The sequence below is a fragment of the Flagellimonas zhangzhouensis genome (genome assembly GCF_900102925.1).
Classification (GTDB): domain Bacteria; phylum Bacteroidota; class Bacteroidia; order Flavobacteriales; family Flavobacteriaceae; genus Flagellimonas; species Flagellimonas zhangzhouensis.
Window position 1 is genome coordinate 803,899 of the sequence record NZ_FNKI01000002.1, and the last position, 24,086, is coordinate 827,984.

At 41.1% G+C, this 24,086-nt stretch carries 23 protein-coding genes; 5 read left to right on the forward strand and 18 right to left on the reverse strand.

The annotated features are described in order from the left end of the window. Positions 1-123: 123 nt before the first annotated feature. The 14 genes from BLQ18_RS10455 to BLQ18_RS10520 all read right to left on the reverse strand — a co-directional run bounded on the left by BLQ18_RS10455 (position 124) and on the right by BLQ18_RS10520 (position 15,054). Positions 124-396 carry a DUF4242 domain-containing protein gene (locus BLQ18_RS10455; protein WP_090297535.1) on the reverse strand — a complete coding sequence of 91 codons (273 nt, stop codon included), beginning with the start codon at positions 394-396 and terminating at the stop codon, positions 124-126. A 156-nt stretch (positions 397-552) separates the two neighbouring features. Further along, positions 553-2,199, reverse strand: a complete 1,647-nt coding sequence (locus BLQ18_RS10460) for a bifunctional metallophosphatase/5'-nucleotidase (RefSeq protein ID WP_090295184.1) — start codon at positions 2,197-2,199, stop codon at positions 553-555. A 155-nt stretch (positions 2,200-2,354) separates the two neighbouring features. Then, a complete protein-coding gene (locus BLQ18_RS10465) occupies positions 2,355-3,173 on the reverse strand; it encodes a peptidylprolyl isomerase (RefSeq protein ID WP_175443747.1) in 819 nt (272 codons plus the stop codon). An 88-nt stretch (positions 3,174-3,261) separates the two neighbouring features. Beyond that, complete coding sequence (locus BLQ18_RS10470; protein ID WP_090295189.1) at positions 3,262-4,011, reverse strand: DUF6090 family protein; 750 nt, start codon at positions 4,009-4,011, stop codon at positions 3,262-3,264. Between the two features lie 93 nt (positions 4,012-4,104). Further along, on the reverse strand, positions 4,105-4,968 hold the full coding sequence (locus BLQ18_RS10475; RefSeq protein WP_090295191.1) for a polysaccharide deacetylase family protein: 864 nt from the start codon (positions 4,966-4,968) through the stop codon (positions 4,105-4,107). Positions 4,969-4,997: 29 nt separating this feature from the next. Beyond that, positions 4,998-6,524: an alpha-N-arabinofuranosidase gene (locus tag BLQ18_RS10480; protein ID WP_090295194.1), complete on the reverse strand. Its 1,527-nt coding sequence runs from the start codon at positions 6,522-6,524 to the stop codon at positions 4,998-5,000. A gap of 172 nt (positions 6,525-6,696) precedes the next feature. Then, positions 6,697-8,742: an amidohydrolase family protein gene (locus BLQ18_RS10485; protein WP_090295196.1), complete on the reverse strand. Its 2,046-nt coding sequence runs from the start codon at positions 8,740-8,742 to the stop codon at positions 6,697-6,699. A gap of 139 nt (positions 8,743-8,881) precedes the next feature. Beyond that, the gene (locus BLQ18_RS10490) at positions 8,882-9,664 is read right to left on the reverse strand and encodes a glucose 1-dehydrogenase (RefSeq protein ID WP_090295198.1); all 783 of its coding nucleotides are present in this window, start codon (positions 9,662-9,664) and stop codon (positions 8,882-8,884) included. Positions 9,665-9,676: 12 nt separating this feature from the next. Beyond that, complete coding sequence (locus BLQ18_RS10495) at positions 9,677-9,988, reverse strand: DUF3861 domain-containing protein (protein WP_090295202.1); 312 nt, start codon at positions 9,986-9,988, stop codon at positions 9,677-9,679. Positions 9,989-9,990: 2 nt separating this feature from the next. Further along, positions 9,991-10,872 (reverse strand): 4,5-DOPA-extradiol-dioxygenase, encoded by an 882-nt coding sequence (gene ygiD, locus BLQ18_RS10500; protein WP_175443748.1) that lies wholly within the window; start codon positions 10,870-10,872, stop codon positions 9,991-9,993. A 59-nt stretch (positions 10,873-10,931) separates the two neighbouring features. Continuing rightward, positions 10,932-11,456: a YceI family protein gene (locus BLQ18_RS10505; RefSeq protein WP_090295205.1), complete on the reverse strand. Its 525-nt coding sequence runs from the start codon at positions 11,454-11,456 to the stop codon at positions 10,932-10,934. A 123-nt stretch (positions 11,457-11,579) separates the two neighbouring features. Then, positions 11,580-12,407: a helix-turn-helix transcriptional regulator gene (locus BLQ18_RS10510; RefSeq protein WP_090295208.1), complete on the reverse strand. Its 828-nt coding sequence runs from the start codon at positions 12,405-12,407 to the stop codon at positions 11,580-11,582. A gap of 84 nt (positions 12,408-12,491) precedes the next feature. Then, the gene (locus tag BLQ18_RS10515) at positions 12,492-13,652 is read right to left on the reverse strand and encodes a S41 family peptidase (RefSeq protein WP_090295211.1); all 1,161 of its coding nucleotides are present in this window, start codon (positions 13,650-13,652) and stop codon (positions 12,492-12,494) included. 100 nt (positions 13,653-13,752) lie between these two features. Continuing rightward, positions 13,753-15,054, reverse strand: coding sequence for an alpha-L-fucosidase (locus BLQ18_RS10520; RefSeq protein ID WP_090295218.1), 1,302 nt, complete (start codon positions 15,052-15,054; stop codon positions 13,753-13,755). Positions 15,055-15,376: 322 nt separating this feature from the next. Here BLQ18_RS10520 and mtaB point away from each other — a divergent pair, with 322 nt between their 5' ends. After that, positions 15,377-16,705: a tRNA (N(6)-L-threonylcarbamoyladenosine(37)-C(2))-methylthiotransferase MtaB gene (mtaB, locus tag BLQ18_RS10525; RefSeq protein ID WP_090295221.1), complete on the forward strand. Its 1,329-nt coding sequence runs from the start codon at positions 15,377-15,379 to the stop codon at positions 16,703-16,705. A gap of 48 nt (positions 16,706-16,753) precedes the next feature. On the opposite strand, the gene BLQ18_RS10530 is transcribed toward mtaB, so the two are convergent. Then, positions 16,754-17,047, reverse strand: a complete 294-nt coding sequence (locus BLQ18_RS10530; protein ID WP_090295224.1) for a GNAT family N-acetyltransferase — start codon at positions 17,045-17,047, stop codon at positions 16,754-16,756. Positions 17,048-17,208: 161 nt separating this feature from the next. Between BLQ18_RS10530 and BLQ18_RS10535 the strand changes: the two genes are divergently transcribed. Together BLQ18_RS10535 and BLQ18_RS10540 are read left to right on the forward strand one after the other, a co-directional pair. After that, positions 17,209-17,871, forward strand: coding sequence for an alpha/beta hydrolase family protein (locus BLQ18_RS10535; protein WP_090297540.1), 663 nt, complete (start codon positions 17,209-17,211; stop codon positions 17,869-17,871). 48 nt (positions 17,872-17,919) lie between these two features. After that, positions 17,920-18,885 carry a lytic transglycosylase domain-containing protein gene (locus tag BLQ18_RS10540; RefSeq protein WP_090295226.1) on the forward strand — a complete coding sequence of 322 codons (966 nt, stop codon included), beginning with the start codon at positions 17,920-17,922 and terminating at the stop codon, positions 18,883-18,885. 4 nt (positions 18,886-18,889) lie between these two features. Here BLQ18_RS10540 and BLQ18_RS10545 read toward each other — a convergent pair whose 3' ends face one another. The 3 genes from BLQ18_RS10545 to BLQ18_RS10555 all read right to left on the reverse strand — a co-directional run bounded on the left by BLQ18_RS10545 (position 18,890) and on the right by BLQ18_RS10555 (position 20,775). Next, positions 18,890-19,549, reverse strand: coding sequence for a peptidoglycan DD-metalloendopeptidase family protein (locus tag BLQ18_RS10545; protein ID WP_090295228.1), 660 nt, complete (start codon positions 19,547-19,549; stop codon positions 18,890-18,892). Between the two features lie 49 nt (positions 19,550-19,598). Beyond that, positions 19,599-20,117 (reverse strand): hypothetical protein, encoded by a 519-nt coding sequence (locus BLQ18_RS10550; RefSeq protein ID WP_090295230.1) that lies wholly within the window; start codon positions 20,115-20,117, stop codon positions 19,599-19,601. Between the two features lie 142 nt (positions 20,118-20,259). Next, on the reverse strand, positions 20,260-20,775 hold the full coding sequence (locus tag BLQ18_RS10555; RefSeq protein WP_090295232.1) for a hypothetical protein: 516 nt from the start codon (positions 20,773-20,775) through the stop codon (positions 20,260-20,262). Positions 20,776-20,943: 168 nt separating this feature from the next. On the opposite strand from BLQ18_RS10555, the gene rpmH reads away from it, so the two are divergent. Together rpmH and carB are read left to right on the forward strand one after the other, a co-directional pair. Further along, positions 20,944-21,102: a 50S ribosomal protein L34 gene (gene rpmH, locus BLQ18_RS10560; protein WP_072882462.1), complete on the forward strand. Its 159-nt coding sequence runs from the start codon at positions 20,944-20,946 to the stop codon at positions 21,100-21,102. A 91-nt stretch (positions 21,103-21,193) separates the two neighbouring features. Then, positions 21,194-24,046 (forward strand): carbamoyl-phosphate synthase large subunit, encoded by a 2,853-nt coding sequence (carB, locus tag BLQ18_RS10565; protein WP_090295235.1) that lies wholly within the window; start codon positions 21,194-21,196, stop codon positions 24,044-24,046. Positions 24,047-24,086: the final 40 nt, after the last annotated feature.

Genomic DNA, 24,086 nt, shown 5'->3' on the forward strand with positions numbered 1-24,086 from the left:
ACTCATTCCATAGGAATGCTGTTTCTCGGCACTACCTAAAATAAGGAAAAAACACCCCAGAATGCGAAAAAATCGTGGAAACAACCCTTTTTTACCACCAAATCAGCTTAAATCGATGTGAATTTACTCCGCTGTGGTAGGATCAATAATGGTTGATACTTTACTGATGACATTGGCAGGAAAACCGCCTTGGGTGGCATGCTCCTTGATCATTTCTTCGTTGGGTGCATTGTACACGCAATAAATTTTATTGCCCGTAACATAACTGTGTACCCATTGAATTTCTGGTCCCATGTTGCGCAATACCCCACAAGAAGTTTGGGATATTCCTTGTAATTGCTCTGAAGTTAAGTCACCAGCGCCTGGCACTTCCCTTTCGATGACATATTTTGGCATAGTGGTAATTTTTTGATTCCTACTCGTTTGGTTTTTCGGACTCACCCCGTTTTTAAAATGGTCTCTGGATTCCATTTGTAGCTGACATACAAGGTATTAAAAAAAAGAAGGTGATGCTAGCACCGCCTTTTCTTATTTTGTTGAAAACCAATGTCTTTAATGGAATTGATAATCGGTTCCTGGTAATTGGGACAGCACATTCGGACCTAAATCCAAAGCTTGTGCGCGACCATCGAGGGCAGGAGCAATGGTGCCTTTCTCTTTTAGATATTCCTCGATCACATCATGAATGGTATAGTCCATCACTTCGGTTTCCACGGTATTGGACATACGACATAGCGTGGGCAGGGGTTCGCCCTCCCTGCGACAGGCGGACATGGTGTACAATTTATCCTCCTGCATGGGTTTGCCACCAATTGTAATGGATGCTACGCGTTCGCCTTTGGGCTTGTTCGCATAAAAGGTGAGTTCCATGCCCGAAAAGCGCACCAACCAGCCCCCAAAACGTTCTGTGGGGTTTTGTGCGAAGACATTGTGCAGTTCTTGTTCCAACCAATCCTTGATTTGTTTGCCGCTTGCCTTTCCGATTTTAACCTTTTCGTTTACGGGCAACATGCTCCAAAGGTTTGCTTTGGTGATGGGTGATTTCCCGCCTTCTTTTACCGAAATGGGGGTACTGAACCGAAACCCGTTGGAAATGGAAATATCCGCCCCCGTTTTCCATCGGGCGGCATCGGTGATAAAGTTGTCCATGGGATTTTCCACCACAAAATAGCGGTAGAGTGGCACACTGGTATAGCCCAACACTTGATGGGCCTCTTCTTGATAGGGCGCGGTCGCCTCGTTAATGATCGAATCCACTTTTTCGTCTGCTTCATATTTGGATGGGTCAACCTCCATGAGCTCGTAATCCTCGTTTACGATTTTTCCGTTTTTAAGGGTCAAGCTGAGTTTGCCCACAAAGGAGGCAAAAGCTCCAGGTTCGGTGACTTTGGTGTATTTGGCCTGCAAGGGTTTACGGATGCGTTCGTGGGTATCGTTCCCCAGCACATAGTCTACACGCTCCAAAGCGGGATGGTTCGCCAAATCGTATTGTTTGCTGATGCCGATATGCGTTACCAAAAACAGCACATCCACACCTTGTTTGTCCTTAAGTTCCGAGATCAAAGCTTCCAGATTTTCGGCTATGGGGTCAAAACGGATGCCCTCGCTGAACGATGGGTTCTGGCGCACAGGAATTTCTGGGTCGTTATAAGAAATGAATCCCAATTTTACGCCTTTGAGTTCTTTTATAAAATATTGAGGAAACAGGGATTCCCCAGTAGCTTCGTGGTACATATTGGCCGAAATAACGGGCGTATCGTACTGGGTGAGGACGTCCATCATGGTCTGTTTGCCATAAACCACCTCCCAGTTCCCAGGAATCAGAAAATCATAATCCATGGCCTTGATAATGGGCGAGAAGGCCATTCCCTCGGACAGAGCGGCATAGGCACTGCCTTGGATAAGGTCGCCACCGTCCAGAATAAGGGTGCCGTCGGGGTTTTTGTTGCGTTCTTCCTCAAAAAGGGTCTTCATGTGGGCGAGACCTCCCAATTTTCGAAAGGTGATCTGTTCGTTTTCCCAAAACAGTTCGTCGTGGGGAAACAATTGCCCATGAATGTCGGCGGTCTGTAAAATGGTGATGGTCTGTTCGGTATTGTTGGCTTCGGTTTTGGACTGTTTGCATGCAGTCAGACTACCAATTAAAACAACGGCGAACAGTAATCGAAAGCGAATTGAGGTTGAATATACGTTGGGCATATTCCAAAGAAAACAAGAAAGTTACAAATAGGATGTAACTAAAGTTACATTGATAAATTGAGCATACTTAAAAATTGGTATGGTTTGGCAATATTTATGTGGTGGTAAATTGAAGGGTTGATTAGAATTTTATTTTGTTGCAAAGCTGAAGTAGACTAGTTTACTACTTGCATAGATATTATTCTTACATCCTGCATAGGTCTATCGTTTTTATCAGTTTCTACTTTTGCAATTGAATCTACCACGTTCATTCCTGTCAACACCTCACCGAAAACTGTAAATAATCTATCATTAAAAGGAGTTCCACCATACTTTCGATAGTAGGCTTTGTGTTCTTCTGGAATCTGATAAAGGTCTAAATTCTCTTCACTGGCCCTAATATTCCTAACACTATCATACAATTGACCATATAACTCCCAATCATGCTCTTCATATGCTTTTTGCACTGTGTTGTATAGAGAAGAATTAGAATCTGCATGAAAAAAGTTATACAGGTCCAGATTTTTATTTATCCAATTCTCCATTTTACTAAATGAACTGTCTGGCACAGGGCCCTCTTGTACAATCACGAACTGCGAAGCCGAAGAATAGAAATCTGGATTGCCATCATGGGCTGCTGAAAGAGAGCCTCTCTTATGAAAAATTGTATCAATGATTTCTGATGGGACTAAATAATCCAAGTCTCCGTATCCAAGTTGTTGGCCAGGTTGTGCATCAAAGCTGTCGGGGTCTCCTGTTTGAATAATAAAGTTATCAATAACTCTGTGGAATAATAAACTATCATAGAAGTTTTCTTTTACCAACTTCAAGAAATTGTCTCGATGCAAAGGAGTTTCGTTATATAATTCTACAAGTATGTCCCCTTTGGTTGTGGCAATTTCAACTTTAATTCTTTCTTCAACTAATTGTTTTTTCTCTTCCTTTTTTGATTTCATACAGGATGATAATAGAATAAGAATTACTAAGTATTTCATGTGGCTCATATTCGTGGTAACGTTAAAGATTGATTCGTTTCATATGTTTAAAATTCAGTAAATTGCTGTAAAACAATGCGTTTTATGTTTAAGGAGCATCCTCATAGGTCTCACATTGCACAATGATTTTTAAGATAAGTCTTTGGGCCTCTTGGTAAAAACCCAACATAAACCCATTGTGGGTCACCCGTTCTGCCAATATGTTTTCAAAAAAGGGGTTGCGCAACAATGCCTCATTCGAGCGATTAAAACCTGTTGTACCTTTGGTTATGGAAGTCATCAAAGGCATGTTTCGATTGACGGCATTGGCCGCCAAAAAGTCGAAATAACTGATGCCGCGTTCTGTATAAAAATCGGACCAATCCAATAAATTTCCGTAAAAGCTGTCCCATTCAATCAAAAGTAGCTTTAGCTCCTCGTTGGAAAGATTGGACAATTTGCCCGAGCTTTTAATATTTTCCATGGTGTACAGGCTAGGATCCCAAACGGACATTCTGGGCGTCATATCGAGCAAGCTATCCATTTCTTTTAATGAACCAAATTCGTAATCGGGCCCCGTATGCTCCAATAAAGTGTTGCCAGCACTCATAAATGCTTGGATACCTTGAATATTTCCTTCGAGTTGTTCTAGATTTTTTTCAAATTCGAGTTTAAGGCTGGCGATGGTCTCTTTCTCTTGTTTGGCGAGTTTGCGGTTTTCGTTCCAGTTGTTGATCTGTAAAGCGATTAAAATGCCAATAACCACCAATATAATTTCGCCTAAAGCATAGATCAGATATTTGGTGAATTTGTTTTCGGCTAGCAGTCGTTGCCGAATATTGCGAAAAAATCGAATCACAGAAGGTTGGTTTTCCTAAAGATATGATTTTTATGTAATTAGATATGCTGATTTGTATGGATGGTGGCAGAATGATTCTCGTTGGTCAGCGATTTAGGGTAAGCGGTTTTTGATATCGCCCCAAGTGACCAAATGGATGTTGTGTTTTTGGAGGGTCTCCCTTGTTTGTTCACTAGTGAAAAAGTCAAAATCTTGTTGTCGCCATTCTGCTCCAAAATTGGGATGGTTTACGGTGACGCCCTGCATTTCGTATTCATCAAAAGCAGGATGGATCAAAATGAGGTTGATGCCTGGGTTCAAATTTTCCATAACAGATTGGTAATAGGCGGCCAAGCCTTCATTTTCAAATGAGTTCCATGCTGCCACGAAAGTCTGGTCTATTTGAAAATCATTTGTTTCCAAATTCGATTTTGTGTCCAGTCCCACCATTTGTAACAATTGCTGGTTTACAAGAACAGGAAGGTTGTATTGCTCGCCCAAACTTTTGTAGATCTTAAAAAACTCAGGATCTGATCCCACGCTGTACATGTGTGAATCCAAATGGCTAGGGGTTAGACCATATTTCAGTGCCTTTTCAATTTGCGCTTGAAGTTCTTTTTGTACCTCCTCAGGCTTGGCATTTGCACTCAATTGATCCCTTTTCTTAAAGAAATGTCCATTGTCGTCCACCAAACTGGGTACTTCGAAAACGGGTAGCACTGGGCCAAATCGGTAGGTTTCCCATTCGCAGGTCAGGGTTAGGTGGATGCCGCAGTCGAATTTCGGGTTGTTTTTGGCAAAAACGGCCATTTCGTGAAACCATGGGCAGGGCACCATAATGCTGTATGAATTCACAATGCCTTTTTCCAAAGCTTGAATGGTGGCTTGGTTCTCGGAATGGGAAAGTCCTGCATCATCGGCATGGATCATCAATAGTTTGGCATTGGCATCAAAGCCCAATTGTTCTGCTGCAGTCATTTGTAAAAGAAGTTTTGTGGGTAGATTTACTATTGAAGTTGCATCAAAACAATGGAATGGGCTGGAATTTCCACATTAAGGTTGTTGCCTTTGGCTTTGGCCACTTCAAAATCTTGAATCATCACTTGCTCTTTTTCGCCAAAATCGTTGTAATCGGTAATGTTCTTCGCACTCACAATCTTACCACTGATATTTTTAAAGGATTTGCCCAAATCAAAATTAACAGGCATGGCCTTTTCTGGGTTCGCATTGGTAATGGTAATGTTGACCACCCCATCTTTTTCGGATGCCGAAGCGGTTAATCCTGGAATGGATTCGCCATCGAACTCGTACTTTTCGGTTTCCAAGGTAGTGGGAATCAACAAGGCATCTTGGTGCACGTTATACAATTGAAAGGCGTAGTAGGTGGGGGTTTTTACCATCTGTGCCCCGTTGGTGCGAATCACAGATTGCAATACGTTCACAATCTGGGCCACGTTCGCCATACTGATTCGGTCTGCATGGTTATTAAAAATATTCAGGTTGATTCCTGCTACCAATGCATCGCGTAGCGTGTTCTGCTGTTGTAAGAATCCTTCTTTGGTATCAGGAAGCTTATCGTACCAGGTTCCCCATTCGTCAACCATCAATTTTATCTTTTTATCGGGGTCGTATTTGTCCATGATTGCCAAATGCTGTTGGATGTAATCTTCGATGACCATGGTGTTCTTGATGGTCTTGAACCACATTTCTTCGCCAAAATCGGTGGAGGAACCTTTGCTGCTCCAATCTTTGGTGGGCAGGGTGTAGTAGTGGAGTGAAATGCCTTGGGCCAAATAGGTTTTGTTATCCAAGGTTTCCAATATTTTTTCCGTCCAGTTGGTATCTCCTTCGGATGGACCGCAGATTACTTTTTGAAAATTATCGCCTCGAATGTAAGAAGAGAAGTTCCTGAAAATGTTAGCGTAATAATCAGGAGCCATATCGCCACCGCAACCCCAGTTTTCATTCCCGATGCCCCAGAATTTTACATCCCAAGGTTCTTCGCGACCGTTCTTTTTGCGTAAGGCCGTCATCGGACTTTCGTTGCTCGAAGTTACATATTCCACCCAATCACGAGCTTCTTGTACAGTACCTGAACCTACATTGATGCTTAAATAGGGTTCGGTGCCGATTAGTTCGCAGAAGTTTAAAAATTCGTGGGTGCCGAAGCTATTGTCTTCCGTAACGCCTCCCCAAAATACGTTTACAATGGAGGGACGGTCCTCTTTGGGACCAATGCCATCTTTCCAATGGTAGGTGTCTGCAAAACAACCACCTGGCCACCTCAAAACAGGTACTTTAAGTTCTTTTAAGGCTTCCACCACGTCAGTTCTATAGCCATTGATGTTGGGAATGTCCGAATCTTCGCCCACATAAATGCCTTCATAAATACAGGTGCCTAAATGTTCCGAAAAATGCCCGTAGATTTCTTTTTCTATTTTGATATTTGCATCGTCAAAATTGAGGGTCAGTTTGTTTTGTGCGCTTAACGAAAGGCTGATTGTTAGGCAAAGTACCAGTAGGATTCTTTTCATTTTCTTGGTTAGTTTGATGATTATGTGCCATCTAAATGTAACAAGTAAATTGAAAAAGACCTATAAAATCCTTCAATATGCTCCTAAATTCACATCAATAGTGGTTTTGTTCAAAGCCATAAAAAAAGCCAGTAACGCAAGGCTACTGGCTTTGAACATGCTGAAAGTGTATTTATTCCTTTACTTCAGGTTTTTCGGTAAAGGGGGTTATGCCAAACTCGGGATATACTTCCGAGGGATAATAAAAAGTTCCGCCACGGGAAACCATTCCAATGGTTTTGATGGCCTTAATGTCTTCCACGGGATTGCCTGGCACCAAGAAGAAATCGGCCAATTTTCCTGGCTCAATGCTTCCCAAGCCCTCATGACCAAAATATTGCGCCATATCGTAACTGGCAAGTTTTAAGATTTCTGCATTGGAGTAGCCCAATTGTTCGGTATAGAGTTCCATTTCGCGATGCAAATTGAAAGCACCACCCAAATCGGTTCCAGCTACGATCAAAATACCTTTGTCCTTCATCATTTTCAAAGTCTCCACAATTTTAGCGTAGGCTTCGCGGTAGGCTTTATCTTCTTCTTCATCGGCAATTTGAGCCAAAGCGACTTTAAGTCCACGTTGCTCGTTCGGTGGCATATGGTCCACGTAATCTACCGCTCCAGGGGTCACGGTTCCGTTTCTGGACAACATTAAACGCTCGTGAATGGCCAAAGTTGGATCCATTGCCGTTTTGTTGGCTACGAACAAATCCATGGTTTCTTGAACTTTATCGCTGTTCAAATCCAGTTCTGGAAAACGCTTCATTGCGGTCAAACGCAAAAGTGTACGGGTATCTTCCTCTGGTTCCAATACCCAGCCCAACATGGTTTGGTTGATGTGGGTCATTTCGTCATAACCTGCATTGAGCATAGCATTGGCGTTAGAAAATGCGGGAACGTGTCCTGTAACGAACAAGCCTTGATCGTGAGCCTTTTTCACGATGGCAGGTGCCCAGTCACCGTTCATACTGTTATATAGTTTTACGCCATAAAAGCCCAAACTGTCATAGGTATCCACAGCAGCCAATGCTTCTTCCAATGTTTCCACCAAAATTCCGTTGTTGCTGTTAAAAGGACTTTTTCCTTCGATGAATCCTAAGCGGGTCACTCGAGGTCCAGCCAATACACCAGATTCAATCTTTTCAATTAAGTTGCTCAATACTTCAGTGTTGTTCCCCATGTCTCGGAAGGAAGTAACTCCTGCCAACACATTTAAAAGAGCACCGTTGTCGCCTGTGTGGGCATGCATTTCGTATAATCCAGGAACCAAGGTTCCACCATTACCTTCAATGATCACTTCGCCTTCGCCAGTTGCATCTGCAGCTTCGATCGCTGTGATTTTGTCATCTTCCACTACCACGGAAACAGGGTCGGTCAATGCCATAGTTTTTGGGTCGAATACCTTTACGTTGGCAATGCGCACTTTTTTGTCGTAGTTGTGGGCATATTTTGTTTGAAGATCTTCATAACGCTTTGCAGAATAGTTTTCTGCCAATTGACGCATGTCTTTTTCCACGGATTCGTATCCATCTCGGATCAGGATAAATCTAGGGGTAATGGCTGCAAAAAAGCGTTTGGCATCATCCAAAATAACATAGGAGGGATTCAAGTCTGCACCGGATAGGGCATAAGTGGTCAAAGCCAATTCTCCTTCACCTGAAGCATTGGGCACGCTCAAGGATTCCATTTCGGTCAGGGTTAAATTTCCTGCAGGCAAAACTGGCAGGGTGTTTTCTGGAGCATCGAGCAACAAACGTGCAGCCAAAACTGCGGTATATGGGCTTCCAAATTGATTTACGTACAGTTGAGGAGTTTCCATAGTGGCGTTTCCAGACCCTGTGGCATCGGTCCAAGTGGCAGATGTTCCTTCAACTGAAAAATTCTCGTCAATAGCATTTCCGAAGGTAGTGTTTCCAGAAACTTGCCAGTCAATCGGATATCCCTCGGCATTGAGCACCAAGGTTTCTTTAATGGTAGGTCCACGACCATTGTTTTTGTAATCGTAATCAATGTTAATGGTGTCACCCGAAGTGTTGGCCTTTAGGTAGCCCACTTTATTTTCACCGACTATTACGGTATAGCTTTCTTCGCCCTGATAATCGGCCAAGGAGGAGGTTGTTTCTTTTTTACATGCAAAGCCGATTAATAGAATCAGGCTTAACATGGTCATTTTAAGTTTCATACGGTTGGTTTAAATTAAAGGTAAAAGGTAAGGAATTATTGGTTTGGTCGGTGATATTTTGGTTTTAGAAAATCAAAACCCCGGTGTCACTGGTACTTGATCACCGGGGTCCATCATCAATCAAAAAAGCGAACAACTTTTATGAATTTCCGTAGATATTTGATTCACCGCCATCAATGGCAATGGTTTGGCCACTTACATATCCGTTTTCTTCACTTAAAAGAAAGGAAACAACAGTGGCAACTTCTTTAGGCAATCCCAATCTTTTGGTAGGGTTGCGTTGTGCGTATTCTGTTTCGGCCGCTTTTGGGTCGTCTGGGTTCACTTGTTTAAAGGCTTCGGCCACCATTGGGGTCAAAATGGCACCAGGGGCAATCGCATTGGTCAAAATTCCATCGCGACCATATTCCAATGCAGCATTTTTGGTCATACCCGAAACGGCATGTTTTGAAGCTACGTAGGCTGTTTGGTTGGCCACACCACGAATACCTCCCACAGAGGCTACATTCACGATTCTACCATAATTTTGAGTCTGCATAACGGGGATTACGTAGCGCAATCCGTAGTATACACCCATTAGGTTGATGTCGATTACTTTTTTGAAGACGCCCAAATCGTATTCGGTCATTGGGGCCTGTTTTCCTTCAATTCCCGCATTGTTGTAGAAACCGTCTATGCGTCCAAAAGTTTTCATGGTTTGGTCTACATAGTTTTTAACTGCTTCTTCGTTGGAAACATCGGCTTCCACAGTCAATAGATCTACATCTGTATTAATTTCTTTTAATTGTTTGACAGCTTCTGCCAATGCATCACCATTATAATCCACCAAAACTAGTTTGGCACCTTTTGCAGCCAAATATTCGGCGGTTGCAAGGCCCAATCCCATGGCGGCTCCTGTTATGATGATTACTTTATTTTTCATGTTATTTTAATTTTATGCTGTTTCAGCCGTTTTTACTTGGCTCTTGAATTTTTTCATGAACTTTCCGAACTCTGGCAACATTTCTTCGAACATTGGATTGTTCTTATTTCTCAGCATCACCTCCGAAAAGAGTTTTAATCCAATCAAAAACTCAATATTTTCATTTTTATCCTGAAAAAGCGCCTTGTCTTTAATCAGGTCGACCAAATCCAAAATGTTGTCATGGTTCTGGAACCCAAATTCCAATTTTCCTCCAGGAGAAGAACCATCCTTTAGAGTCAATTCTTCCAATTGAATTTTATAGGAATTGTTTCTTTTGGTCATTTTTATGCGATTTTTAAGGACATCATTCCTATGGAACCGCCTACCACTTTATTGTTGAACAGGGTGACATCTTCTGATTTTCCTTTCAGCGCCAATGTGTAAATCAAAGGCAGGTAATGTTCGGGTGTTGGAATTGACATTGAAAAACTGCTTCCTTGTTTTCCGTAATCGATCAGTGCCGAATGATTTCCGTCCAAAATGAAAGATTCCATTTTTTCGTTGGCTTCCTCGGCCCAATCCCAAGCGTAGACATCGTTCAATTTATCCCAAGCTACTCTACGTAAATTGTGAACTACATTTCCACTGCCCACGATCAACACGCCTTTGTGGCGCAAGCTTTCCAATTCACGGGCCAATTCGTAGTGATATTGTGGTGTTTTGGTGTAATCCAAACTCAATTGTATCACTGGAACATCAGCATTGGGGTACATATGTTTGATAACGCTCCAAGCGCCATGGTCCAACCCCCAATGATGGTCGAGTTCCACTTCTGTCTTGGTAATGACGTTTTGTGTTTCTTTGGCAAACTCAGGGCTCCCGGGTGCAGGATATTGCACATCGAACAAGGCTTGCGGAAATCCACCAAAATCATGAATGGTCGGAGGATTGCTCATCGCGGTTACCTTGGTGCCACGGGTTTCCCAGTGGGCGGAAATACACAATATCACCTGAGGTTTTACTACCTCATTACCCAATTTCCTGAATCTGGAAACAAACTCATTTTCTTCAATGGCATTCATGGGGCTCCCGTGACCCAAAAACAACACCGGCATTTTGGGTGTGTTGGGCAAGCTTTGCTTTAACGAACGTAATGTGCCTAAATCTGTCATAACGGTTGCTAAGGGGATTAATCCCAATCTTTTAATGAATGCCTTTCTGTTCATGTAAAAGGGGGAACTTTAACTAAAGCCCAGGCCCCGCAGGGCCCGAACTACTGAGTTAGTTAAGCTTCAGTTTTAACAAATTGAACTTCTGCAGCGATTTTTACATCGTCGCTAACCAAAACTCCACCTGTTTCAAGGGCAGCGTTCCAGTTAAGGCCAAAATCTTTCCTGTTGATTTTCCCTTCGATAGAAAAACCAGCTTTATTGTTTCCGTAAGGGTCGGTCATGTAACCTCCGAACTCCACATCCAATTCAATGGTTTTTGTAGTGCCTTTAATAGTCAGTTCACCCGTCATTACGAAATCGTCGTCTTCTTTTGTGATCGCAGTGCTTTTAAAGGTGAGTTCGGGGTATTTTTCTACCTCGAAAAAGTCGGCACTTTTTAAGTGACCATCCCTGTCCGTATTGTTTGTAAATACAGAACCGGCATCAATGGTCGCTGTGATTGTGGAGTCCTCGAACTTTTCGCCATCAATTATTGCATCAAAAGTGGTGAACTCACCTTTTACATTGCTGATCATTAAGTGTTTTACCTTAAAGGTAATCTCACTGTGTGTTGGGTCTAACTTCCAAATAGTAGCCATATCTAATTCTTCTTTTTATAATTTTTATATCCAAATTGACTTAAATCAAGTGTCATATTTGTATATACAAATGTCGTTAATTTAGTAAGGCACTGGGTAATACGAATAGGAAGAAATGTTGTACTATTCGGTAATCAAGGCTTTCATTTCCCTTCTGAAGGCGGTAGGGGTCTGTCCTGTTTTACGTTTGAACACTTTGGAGAAGTACGCTTTTTCGTTGTAACCGATCTCGAAACCAATTTCGGCAATGTTCTTATTACTGTTGATGAGCAGGTTTTTGGCTTCGGTCAGTTTTCGGGTCTCGATGATTTCGCCTGCGCTTTGCTGCATTACTTCTTGACAAACGATATTAAGGTTGCGTTCGCTCATAAAAAGTTTATCGGCGTAGAACGATATTTTGACATTACGTCTATAGTTTTCCTCGAGGATATGAAGAAAGTGGGTATAGGTCTCAGAGGCTGAATTCGCGGCATCTGCCTCTATGTTTGTCGGATTTTCATGATTGATGATGGTGAGCAAGGTCATATACAATTGCTTGATAACGACCAGCCCAGGGGAGGGTCTGTTAATTTCATCATGCATCATTTCACATAAAGCGGTGAGACGGCCAAAACATTCGTTGGTCGGAAGGGTTACGTTGGCCCGATTATGAAAATAACCATACATTTTAAAAATAACCTCGGACATAAACTCGCTCCGAAATCGAATCACCCAAAGGTCGCATTCGCCATTATGGGTTTGTGGACGCAACAAATGAGGTTTGCCTCGGGTCACAAAACTGATGAAGGGCGCATAGACAGTCTCATCTTCAAAATCGATAAAGTGGGAGATTTTACCCTTGGCCCCAATGATCATTTCCTCAAAATCGTGCACATGGGCCTCAATATGCTTATCCTCCAAGGCAATGGCATCTTCTGTGGTAAATTTGAATATGTTGAACAGTTGCTCCAAGGTTGAATTGGTTTTTATAAATCCTGAAAATAACCAAACGAATTTAAGGTAAAACCGAAATACTTTAAACTAAATAAAACTTTTCTACTGCAACCGCATAACTTGTTCCACCCAATCACTTTGATTGTCCAAAGCAATGTCAGGCGTTATACCTTTGATTTCATAGGTGTCAAAATTTTCCCCCGCTTGTTCTGTGGAAAGCGATAGTTGAACTCCAGCACAATCGGTTTCAGCGGAATACGATTTATTTCCATAACCATATGCCAACATGCCACGGGAATTTTCACCAGCGATTATGGTTCTCGGGTCTTTTTTAAGAGCCAAAGCGGTCAATTCTGCGGAGCTACCCGTTTTAAAATTAATGAGTACATAAATCTTCTCAATATTTTTATTCTTTTTAAGGGATTTCAGAAGCTCATCCGCTTGCTTGGTGGCTCCACCTCCGTTATTTCTTAAATCGATGATCAGATTTTTATGGGTGAGTTTTGGAAGGTTTGTATCATAAAAATTTTCAGCTTCCTTCATCAAGTTTCGGGTGCGTCTAAGCGTTTTAATGCCGATATAATCAAATGAAGGGCTCAGGGAGACGTAATTGAAATTGTTCTTATGGTTTTTATTGAAAAAGTATTGGTTGGCCGTATTCCAAAAGGTGCCATGAATTCGTCCATTTTGGATTTTGACATTGTCTTGATAAAACAACATTCCATTTTGATAAAACTCGAACAGTTCGTAGTTTCCTTCCGATGTTTGTTGAATTTTAAGTCTGATGGTGCCCTTAGTCCAATTTTCACTGTTGGAGGCTAGGGTGATGCCATACCAGACTCCATCTGTTTCTTTGTTCACATAGATTTTGTCGCTTCCCATATGGTAAATACCTGAAACTCCATCGTTTTGGACAAAACGGGTATCAAATGATTTTTGATATTTCGGAATGCTTTTGGAAACTTCATCTGGAACCAGATAAATCTCGTTATGTCTGTCTTTGATAAACGATGCAAATTTTTGAAGGTATCCAACACAGAAGTAGTTCTTTAAAGGGTCATTTTCTATTTCTGTGGCAATTTTGGTTTTCCAGGCCTTAAAATCTGCTTCTTTACCAGTTTTTTTGATCTGCACCTTAAAGCTTTCAGCATTGGTGATGAGTTTAGCCACATTTTCAAGTTCATCTTGACAGTTGCAAGATTTGTTTTGGGCGTTTAAAAAAGTGGTTAAAAGTAATAATAGGGTAATGGTAGGTTTGAACATAAATGCAAAAAGCGAGTTGGTATCGGTTCTATATTAGTTAGACGCCAGTAAAATTAAAAAGGTTGCCTCGATTTAGCCTAAGTTCTATTTTGTCTTTGTGTTATTTTAATTGAACTACCAAAACAAAATCTGCTTGGTCGTAATCTCGATTTTTAGGTAATTCTACCAAGGTACCATATGAATTGGTGTTGTGCTTCAACTTTTTCTTGGATTGAAAATCGACCACACTTGTAATTTTGCCCTCTACGGTCGGGAAAAAGAAATTGTCGGTTTTCCAGTCCATTATATGAATATAGATTTTATCATCCTTTTGTGTGGATACGCCCCAACTTTGAGGTGCAATTTGGCCGCCTCTGGTTTCGTATATGGATTCGCCATAAGTTGAGGTCCAATCACCAATTTCTTTTAAAGTTGCAATAAATTCAGGCTGAATTTTTCCATTGGGCATTGGTCCCACATTAAGCAGAAAGTTTCCATTATGCCCCGCTGCTTTCACCAAATATTGAATCAGCTCCTTGGTAGATTTATAGGATTTGTCCTGTAACGAAAACCCCCATTGGTGCGCCATGGTCTCGGCAGTTTCCAAGGGTAACTTTCCCACAGTGGCTTCTCCACTATAACCTCCTTTGTTTTGTCCAGGCAAGTCCCGTTCAAACATTTGAAAATCTTCGCCTGGGTTAGGGGTCTGATGGTGATTGCTGCCAATCATGGCTTGGGGTTGCAGTTCGTGAATCAAATCATAGGTTTTTCTCAATTGCCAATCCGCCTCTTTTTTATCCCACCAGCCATCAAACCAAATACCGCCAATTTCCCCATAGTTGGTCAAGAGTTCCGTGAGTTGACCGTTCATATAATCCAAATAGTCTTCCCAATTGCCTTTATCGGGTCTTCCAGACTTCTTTCCTGTATCGCCTCTAGGATAGTAATCGTTGTGATGCCAATCCAATTGCGAATAATAGAGAAACAGTTTCATGTCGTGCTTTCTGCAAGCTTCGGCCATTTGTTTAATGACATCTTTTTTATAGACCGTTCTGTCCATAATATCCCAATCACTCAGTTTACTATTGAACATGGCAAAGCCATCGTGGTGTTTGGTGGTAATGGTTATGTATTTCATCCCAGCATTTTTGGCCATCAGCACCCATGCTTCGGCATCAAATTCGGTAGGGTTGAAAAATGCAGGTAGTTTTTCGTAGGTAGCTACATCAATGCCTTGGGTTTCCATGACCCATTCGTGAACTCCCAAAACGGAATAGACCCCCCAGTGTATAAATAGTCCAAACTTAGCATCTTGATACCATTCTCTATTCTTTAAATTTTCAGGTGATGGTTGGTAATCTTGGGAAATGGAAGGATTGGCGAAAAGAAGTGCCATAAATACAAGTGCGAAGTACTTTTTCATTTTGGTTTGATTTAGTTATTGATCAGCGGCTTACAAGTTAAATATATTTCAATTGACAATTAACAATCATCAATGAACAATAATCGATTAATAATGAATAGCGATAGATTGCAATTATATAGATTTCTCGACTGCCTGCCTGCCGCAGGCGGGCGCTCGAAATGACAGTTTTTAATATTATCCAGCAATCCAACAATCCAGCTTCTAACTATTCCTTCGACAACGTTCAGGAACCTTTTAGCTTTTACCCACTAACCCTAAACCTATACGATAACTTCCAACAAATCACTATCTTTGGGGCCCGAAAACGCACAGTAGGCATATGAGCAAAAAAGTCGCATTTTATACACTGGGTTGTAAACTCAATTTCTCTGAAACTTCCACGATTGCAAGAAGTTTTGAAAAGGAGGACTTTGAGCGTGTGGACTTTTCTGAAGAGGCCGATGTGTATGTGATTAATACCTGTTCGGTGACCGAGAATGCGGACAAACGATTTAAAACCATCGTAAAACAGGCCCAAAAAGCCAATCCTGAAGCATTTGTAACTGCTGTTGGTTGCTATGCCCAGTTAAAACCCGAGGAGTTGGCAGCGGTGGATGGCGTTGATTTGGTGCTTGGAGCCACTGAAAAGTTCAAGATTACCGATTACCTGAACGATCTTACCAAAAATGATAAGGGCGAAGTGCACTCTTGTGAAATAGAAGATGCCGATTTTTATGTAGGAAGTTATGCCATTGGTGACCGTACCCGTGCCTTTTTAAAGGTTCAGGATGGTTGTGATTACAAATGTACTTATTGTACCATTCCTTTGGCTCGTGGGATTTCCCGAAGTGATGCATTGGAAAATGTACTCAACAATGCCAAAGAGATTGCCTCCAAGGATATTAAAGAGATTGTACTCACTGGAGTGAACATTGGGGATTACGGAAAAGGAGAGTTTGGGAATAAAAAGCACGAACATACCTTTTTTGATTTGGTAAAAGCTTTGGATGAGGTAGAAGGGATTCACCGCCTTAGAATTTCATCTATTGAACCCAATTTGTTGAAAAACGAGACTATTGATTTTGTGGCCCAGAGCAATTCGTTTGTGCCTCATTTTCATGTTCCGCTACAGAGTGGGAGCGATGACATTCTAAAGAAAATGCGTCGTCGTTATTTGTCCAATTTATATGTAGATAGGGTAAAACGAATCAAACAAACCATGCCCCATGCCTGTATAGGTGTGGATGTTATTGTAGGTTTTCCTGGAGAGACGGATGAACATTTCCTGGAGACCTATCACTTCTTGAACGAATTGGATATTTCTTATTTGCATGTGTTTACCTATTCCGAAAGGGATAACACTGTAGCTGCCGAAATGGATGCCGTTGTACCTAAAAAAGTGCGCAACAAACGCAGTAAAATGCTTCGTGGGCTATCTACCAAAAAACGTAGGGCATTTTATGAAAGTCAGTTAGGAACTACTCGAACCGTTTTGTTCGAAGGAGAAAACAAATTGGGCTACATTCATGGATTTACGGAAAATTACGTAAAAGTGAAGGCGCCATGGGATCCTTCTTTGGTAAATACCTTACACCAAGTGGAGCTTACCGATATTGATGAGGATGGGTTGGTGCGTTTCGAATTTGTTTCCTATAATATTATGGCATAAAAAAACCTCCCGAAATCAGGAGGTTTGGTTCTTAGGTTGTGCAATACATCAGATGCGTATTCCTACTGGAAGCATTTCTTTGTATTGTCTGTTTTTTCGTAGAAATCCTGCAATTTGAGGACTAGTTGGTACTACTCTTTGGTTTTTCTCTTGGATTTCGTTAAGAACGGCTTTAATAAAGTCTTCTTTAAAACCTTCTTCTGTAATTTCTTCTGGGATAACCAATTTGGTTAAAAATACTTTACGTTCCTGAGAAGAGTACTCAATTTTGGCTAAATGCCCATCGACCTTAGCTTCAAATTGACGTAAGAAACTATTGTCTGTGATTTCCATTTGTGTCATATAGTACTTTTTTGTTTTACTCCTAAAACACCCTGAATGGTAATTTCAAAGAAAAACCCCATTCAAAATAAATGTTCATTTGGTGGGGTTGGCTGCAAAAGGGATACAAAATTAGTCAAAATATTGCTAAATTCCTAACCCTTATCGATATTTGGTGCTGTATGCCCGATAATAAAACCCATGTTTACCTTATGCCAGGAATGGCTGCCAATTCATCTATTTTTGATGGCATTCATTTGCCTGAAAATAGCTTTGAAACTCATAAACTGGACTGGTTTTTACCTGAAAAGGGAATGCCCCTTCAAGATTATGCGGAAAAGATGTGTGAGTTTATCCATCATCCAAATCCTGTTTTGATTGGTGTGTCCTTTGGGGGTATGTTAGTGCAGGAAATGGCCCATTTCATTCAGCCCAAAAAAATAGTGGTGGTATCTTCGGTAAAAAGCAAGCACGAGCTTCCCAAAAAAATGATTTTCGCGAAGTATACCAAAGTGCACAAATTGCTTCCTACGGGTTTGGTAAACAATGTGGAACTTTTGGCAAAATATGCTTTTGGCGAAGCAGTGACCAAACGCTTGCATCTCTATGAAAAATATCTTTCCGTAAGAGATAAGGGATATATAGATTGGTCCATAGATCAAATGGTGAATTGGAACCAAGAAGTTCCTCCGCCCAATACCGTTCATATTCAAGGGGAGAAAGACACGGTTTTTCCAATTGTGAATATCAAGGATTGCATCAAGGTGAAAAATGGCACACATACCATGATCATACATCGGGCAAAATGGTTTAATGATAACCTCCCCACAATTATTTCCGAATAATTTCGTCTTTATAATAGTATCTTTACAAAGTAGTTAAATAGGGAAGACATGAAACAAATGAAGAACGTATTGGCCTTTATTGGTTTATTGGCCGTAGTGAGCACGCTAATTTTTGCAGTGCAGTCGAATGTAGAAGAGGAACAGGCAGTGGAGAAGGAAGAACCCGTTGCCAACGATAAAAATGTGGCGGATACCTACCAGATCAGTGCCATTGAAATTCCAAAGGATTTAAATTTTGCTGGGGAAGATGTACCGCAAGATGACCCAGAGATCATGGAACGTGTTGATCGTGAGTTTTTGGTGAACACCTATTGGCAATCCAACGCTTTATTATTGATGAAGCGTGCGAATAAATATTTCCCCATTATTGAGCCCATTCTTAAAAAGAATGGCGTGCCGGACGATTTCAAATATTTGGCCGTGGCCGAAAGTGGATTGGAAAATGTGGTTTCTCCTGCGGGTGCAACTGGGTTTTGGCAAATTATGAGAGCTACGGGGAGGGAATATGGTCTGGAAGTAAATGATAATGTGGATGAACGTTACCATGTAGAAAAGGCGACTCAGGTTGCTTGCGATTACCTAAATAAATGGAAAGATCGTTTTGGAAACTGGACATTGACTGCTGCAGCTTATAATGCTGGTCCTGCTGGTGTGCAAAAGTACATGGGAATTCAGCAAGTCGATGATTACTATGATCTATTGTTGGGGCAGGAGACTGGACGTTATGTGTTTCGTATTTTGGCAATCAAGGAAATTCTTTCCCACCCAGAAAAATATGGTTTTCAATTGGATGAAGACGATATGTATGAAAAAGTACCCACCTTTACCGTAGAAGTGGATACAGCCGTAACCAACTGGGCCGATTTCGCCGAGCTTTACGAAATCAACTACAAAATTCTAAAAAGACATAATCCCTGGTTGCGCGAACCGCATTTGAACAATGCATCACGCAAAAAATACACCATCGAAATCCCAAACAAAGGGGTTTACCGAGTAGGTGGTGTTGGGAAGTAACTTTCTAATAATTAAATATAAAATAAGGCGAGGGGAAATACTCTTCCACTTTTGGTAGCAATGTTGATGAAATATACCCCCAATCGGAATAACCAGCATCCATGGCTTCTTGGGTAAGGATTTGCAGATGCACATGGCAAAACCAGCCGCCACTATCACTTTCTTGCCCGATATGCGCAAACTCTTGCCCAGCTTTGATCTTATCACCAACCTTGACCAAATGTGGCGTTTTCAAGTGCCCGTAGAGCGAATAGAAGACAACACCATTGATATTATGTTTTAGGATGATGTAGCCGCCATAATTGCCCACAGTGGTTTCTTTGCCTGTTTTATAAACCTCAGCATCAAGTGGAGCAAACATGGGTGTGTCAAAGGGCACAACAATATCCAGTCCAAGATGGTAATACCGTTTTTCCTCAATTATGTTCGGGTAGGCCCTTAGTAGTGTTTTTCGTTCTTCCAAGTACTTACCAATGCCCCATTGGTGGTTGGTGGCCGCCAATTCATCAAAAATCATGGTGTTGAACTGCTGAAAATCGAACAGGGTGTACTCCAGTGTTTTTGGGTTGTTGGACGAAAAATCAAAGATATATGGCGTTCCTTTTAAATAATCACCAAATAAGGGATGAATAGTAACACCATTGAGGTTGAGGGGGTAGTACATAGGTAATGCGGTCTGAAATATAAAGCTACGTAATTCTTGGATATGCTGATTAGCTAAAGTCTGGACTGTATATTTCAAATTTCAAATTCGAATATGTTTGAATGAAATTTATAGCCTCATTACAAACATCAAGACTACTTAAAGATATTAATTTAGATTTTCTCGTATGTCGATTGCATAAAAGATAAATGTCAAACGTATTAAATGTTGAAGACACCCTACCATGTGAAGCAACAAGAATTGATGAATAATTTTTTCTTTTTTTGAATTTAAGGATAGTGATTGCTTCAAAGTCATTCAATTTAATTTCAGACTTCAAAATCAATATTTTTCCAATGTAAATCCCTTTGTAAATACTACCATTTTTATGAAAAAATCCTTTTTTGGAAAAAAGAAAAATAATTGGAGTTAAAACAATTGGTGTAACCCATAACCATTTAAAATCATTGTTATAGATAATATTAGAAAGTAATGTCTCATATAATATTATAATAGCTAAGAGATCTAATATTATAAGTTGGATTTTTTGTTCAAGAGTTAGAATTGATTCCAATGGCAATTTTCCCATAATTGATTCAGTTAGGAATTAAACTAACGGAATCAAATGAAAAATGTACGTAACAATTGACCAACACCCCATTTGAATTGACGAATCACCAATCCAACAGAAAAAGAAAAGGAAAAGAAAAGAAGATGAAAAGAAAAAGAACTTAGATCTTCTTCATTTGCTGTTGCATCATCTTAATTTGGTCGGTAAGCATGTTGTTCTTGTCCAACTTTTTGGCCTCTTGCAACAATTGGGTCGCCTCACGCTTTCTGCGCTTTTGCATAGCAATACCCGCCAAGCTCAATTTGGTCATGGCCACATCGTAATCCATGGTCAAACCAAATTTTAGTGCTTTTTTAAAGTATTTTTCGGCCTGGGTCAGGTTTTTTTGGGAGTAGATGATTCCGTGCAGGTAATTAAAGTACCCCTGTTGCTTTTTAATCAAGGCGGCTTCAGGGTTCTTGATCTTGCTCAACCACATTTGGGTGCCCTCCAAATCCTGTTTTCTCATTTTAAGGAAAGCCAAAAGAATAAACTCGTTCCGAAAATATAAGAAAATAAAAACCAGGGAGAATAAAATCAAGGCGATACCATTACCTATATTACCTTCAATAAATTGGTAAACGGCATATGCAATGATCATTACGGCTATTACGAGCTTAATATTTTTGTTGAACATGTTGTCTGAGATTTTTACCTTTGTTTAAGCGGTTGCAAAAGTACTAAAAACAAAATTAAATATTTTTCTTTAGGGCTTGTCAAAATAAAAAGTCTTTGTATATTTGCGCCCAGAATTTTTTAGGGAAAAGAATTTTCCCATCAACAAAATCCATTAAAGAGTTCCGAAATGAAAAGAACGTATCAGCCGTCAAAAAGGAAGAGAAGAAACAAGCATGGTTTTAGGGAGCGCATGGCGACTGCCAATGGTAGAAAAGTTCTTGCGAGAAGAAGAGCCAAAGGAAGAAAGAGATTAACTGTTTCCTCTGAGCCAAGACATAAAAAATAATGATGAAAATTATTATTAAATTAAAGGTGTTACTTTTTTAGGTAACACCTTTTTTTTGACATATTGAGAAATAACGAGTAACCCTAAGAGAATGCCCAAAAGAAAAGATTTAAATTCCATTTTGATTATTGGTTCTGGTCCAATTATTATTGGTCAGGCGTGTGAGTTCGATTACTCTGGTTCCCAAGCGCTTAGGTCGCTTCGCGAAGATGGTATAGAAACCATTTTGATCAACAGCAACCCTGCTACGATCATGACCGACCCTGCCATGGCAGACCATGTGTATCTAAAACCCTTGAACACCAAATCCATTGTTGAGATCCTACAAAAACATCCCAATATCGATGCGGTTTTACCGACCATGGGTGGACAAACAGCATTGAACCTTTGTATCGAGGCCGATGAAAAAGGAATTTGGGAAGATTTTGGCGTAGAGATCATCGGGGTGGACATTGATGCCATCAACATTACCGAAGATCGTGAGAAGTTTAGGGAGCTTATGCTTAAAATTGGGGTAGGAATGCCGCCTCAAGCTTCTGCTACCTCTTTCCTTAAAGGAAAGGAAATTGCCCAGGAATTTGGTTTCCCGTTGGTAATTAGAGCTTCGTTTACCCTTGGTGGTGCTGGAGCAGGTATCGTTTATGATCCAGAAGATTTTGACGATATGTTGAGCCATGGATTGGAAGTTTCGCCGATTCACGAAGTAATGATCGATAAGGCCTTGATGGGCTGGAAAGAATACGAGTTGGAGTTGCTACGTGACAAAAACGACAACGTAGTGATCATCTGTACCATCGAAAACATGGACCCAATGGGGATTCACACTGGGGATTCCATTACCGTGGCACCTGCGATGACCCTTTCCGACAGTACATTCCAACGTATGAGGGATATGGCCATCCATATGATGCGCAGTATCGGGGATTTTGCTGGTGGATGTAACGTACAGTTCGCAGTAAGTCCAGATGAAAAAGAAGATATTATTGCCATTGAGATCAACCCAAGGGTTTCCCGTTCGTCTGCATTGGCATCTAAAGCAACAGGGTATCCGATTGCGAAAATCGCGGCCAAATTGGCCATCGGTTACACTTTGGATGAGTTGGACAACCAAATTACCAAGTCCACTTCGGCCTTGTTCGAGCCAACTTTGGACTACGTAATCGTAAAAATACCACGTTGGAATTTCGATAAGTTTGAAGGTTCCGATAGAACATTGGGACTTCAAATGAAATCTGTTGGCGAGGTGATGGGAATTGGGCGTTCCTTCCAAGAAGCCTTGCACAAAGCCACTCAATCCCTCGAAATCAAACGAAATGGATTGGGCGCCGATGGAAAAGGGTACAAAGACTACGAAACCATCATTGAAAAACTGCGTGTACCTAGCTGGGATAGGGTTTTCGTGATCTACGATGCCATCCAATTGGGTATTCCGTTAAAACGCATTCACGAGATCACCAAAATAGACATGTGGTTCTTAAAACAATACGAAGAGCTACATTTCTTGGAGATGGAAATCTCAAAATATACCATAGAAAGCTTGCCAAAAGCCTTGTTGTTGGAGGCCAAGCAAAAAGGGTTCGCCGATCGTCAAATTGCACACATGTTGGATTGTTGGGAAAGCGAAGTACATACCAAGCGTATGGATTTGAACATCAACAGGGTGTACAAGTTGGTAGATACCTGTGCGGCTGAGTTTAAAGCGGTAACTCCTTATTATTACTCCACGTTCGAAGAAGAAATCGAAACCGCAGATGGCGAACGCTATGTGGCCAACGACAGTGTGGTGACCGACAAGAAAAAGGTGGTGGTTTTGGGTTCAGGACCTAACCGAATCGGGCAAGGAATTGAATTTGATTATTGCTGTGTGCATGGTGTTTTGGCATCTGCTGAATGTGGCTACGAGACCATTATGATCAACTGTAACCCAGAGACCGTTTCCACTGATTTTGATACGGCGGACAAACTATATTTTGAGCCTGTATTCTGGGAACACATTTACGATATCATCCTACATGAAAAACCAGAGGGTGTAATTGTTCAGTTGGGAGGTCAGACCGCATTGAAATTGGCCGAAAAGTTGGATAAATACGGCATCAACATCATAGGAACCAGTTTCCAATCCTTGGATTTGGCGGAAGATAGAGGTAGTTTCTCCACATTGTTGAAAGACAACAACATTCCTTATCCAAAATTCGGAGTGGCTGAAACCGCTGACGAAGCTTTAGATTTGGCAGAAGAATTAAATTTCCCATTGTTGGTTAGACCGTCTTATGTATTGGGTGGTCAAGGGATGAAAATTGTGATCAACAAAGAAGAATTGGAAGCCCATGTGGTGGACTTGTTGCGCAAAATCCCGAACAACAAATTGTTGTTAGATCACTATTTGGATGGCGCCATCGAAGCAGAAGCTGATGCTATTTGTGACGGGGAAGATGTGTATATCATCGGAATCATGGAGCATATTGAGCCTTGTGGAATCCACTCAGGAGACTCGAATGCGACCTTGCCACCGTTCAACTTGGGTGAATTTGTAATGCAGCAAATAAAAGACCATACCAAAAAGATTGCCTTGGCATTGAACACGGTTGGTTTGATCAACATCCAGTTTGCTGTTAAAGATGATATTGTTTACATCATCGAGGCAAACCCAAGGGCATCACGTACTGTTCCTTTTATCGCGAAAGCATACAAAGAACCTTATGTGAACTATGCTACCAAGGTAATGTTGGGTGAGAAGAAAGTGAAAGATTTTAACTTTAACCCACAATTGGAGGGCTACGCTATAAAACAACCTGTATTCTCTTTCAACAAGTTCCCGAACGTAAACAAAAACCTAGGGCCAGAAATGAAGAGTACTGGAGAGAGCATCTTGTTTATTGATAGCCTAAAGGATGATGAGTTCTATAACTTGTACTCCAGAAGAAAGATGTACTTGAGCAAGTAATACAAAGTATTTACATAGAAAAAGGGCTGCTTTAAGCGGC

Coding starts and splice junctions, on each gene's coding strand:
- BLQ18_RS10455 (WP_090297535.1), bottom strand. CDS start 396: ATGCCAAAATATGTCATCGAAAGGGAAGTGCCAGGCGCTGGTGACTTA.
- BLQ18_RS10460 (WP_090295184.1), bottom strand. CDS start 2,199: ATGCCCAACGTATATTCAACCTCAATTCGCTTTCGATTACTGTTCGCC.
- BLQ18_RS10465 (WP_175443747.1), bottom strand. CDS start 3,173: ATGAAATACTTAGTAATTCTTATTCTATTATCATCCTGTATGAAATCA.
- BLQ18_RS10475 (WP_090295191.1), bottom strand. CDS start 4,968: ATGACTGCAGCAGAACAATTGGGCTTTGATGCCAATGCCAAACTATTG.
- BLQ18_RS10480 (WP_090295194.1), bottom strand. CDS start 6,524: ATGAAAAGAATCCTACTGGTACTTTGCCTAACAATCAGCCTTTCGTTA.
- BLQ18_RS10485 (WP_090295196.1), bottom strand. CDS start 8,742: ATGAAACTTAAAATGACCATGTTAAGCCTGATTCTATTAATCGGCTTT.
- BLQ18_RS10490 (WP_090295198.1), bottom strand. CDS start 9,664: ATGAAAAATAAAGTAATCATCATAACAGGAGCCGCCATGGGATTGGGC.
- BLQ18_RS10495 (WP_090295202.1), bottom strand. CDS start 9,988: ATGACCAAAAGAAACAATTCCTATAAAATTCAATTGGAAGAATTGACT.
- ygiD (WP_175443748.1), bottom strand. CDS start 10,872: ATGAACAGAAAGGCATTCATTAAAAGATTGGGATTAATCCCCTTAGCA.
- BLQ18_RS10505 (WP_090295205.1), bottom strand. CDS start 11,456: ATGGCTACTATTTGGAAGTTAGACCCAACACACAGTGAGATTACCTTT.
- BLQ18_RS10515 (WP_090295211.1), bottom strand. CDS start 13,652: ATGTTCAAACCTACCATTACCCTATTATTACTTTTAACCACTTTTTTA.
- BLQ18_RS10520 (WP_090295218.1), bottom strand. CDS start 15,054: ATGAAAAAGTACTTCGCACTTGTATTTATGGCACTTCTTTTCGCCAAT.
- mtaB (WP_090295221.1), top strand. CDS start 15,377: ATGAGCAAAAAAGTCGCATTTTATACACTGGGTTGTAAACTCAATTTC.
- BLQ18_RS10530 (WP_090295224.1), bottom strand. CDS start 17,047: ATGACACAAATGGAAATCACAGACAATAGTTTCTTACGTCAATTTGAA.
- BLQ18_RS10535 (WP_090297540.1), top strand. CDS start 17,209: ATGCCCGATAATAAAACCCATGTTTACCTTATGCCAGGAATGGCTGCC.
- BLQ18_RS10540 (WP_090295226.1), top strand. CDS start 17,920: ATGAAACAAATGAAGAACGTATTGGCCTTTATTGGTTTATTGGCCGTA.
- BLQ18_RS10545 (WP_090295228.1), bottom strand. CDS start 19,549: ATGTACTACCCCCTCAACCTCAATGGTGTTACTATTCATCCCTTATTT.
- BLQ18_RS10550 (WP_090295230.1), bottom strand. CDS start 20,117: ATGGGAAAATTGCCATTGGAATCAATTCTAACTCTTGAACAAAAAATC.
- BLQ18_RS10555 (WP_090295232.1), bottom strand. CDS start 20,775: ATGTTCAACAAAAATATTAAGCTCGTAATAGCCGTAATGATCATTGCA.
- rpmH (WP_072882462.1), top strand. CDS start 20,944: ATGAAAAGAACGTATCAGCCGTCAAAAAGGAAGAGAAGAAACAAGCAT.
- carB (WP_090295235.1), top strand. CDS start 21,194: ATGCCCAAAAGAAAAGATTTAAATTCCATTTTGATTATTGGTTCTGGT.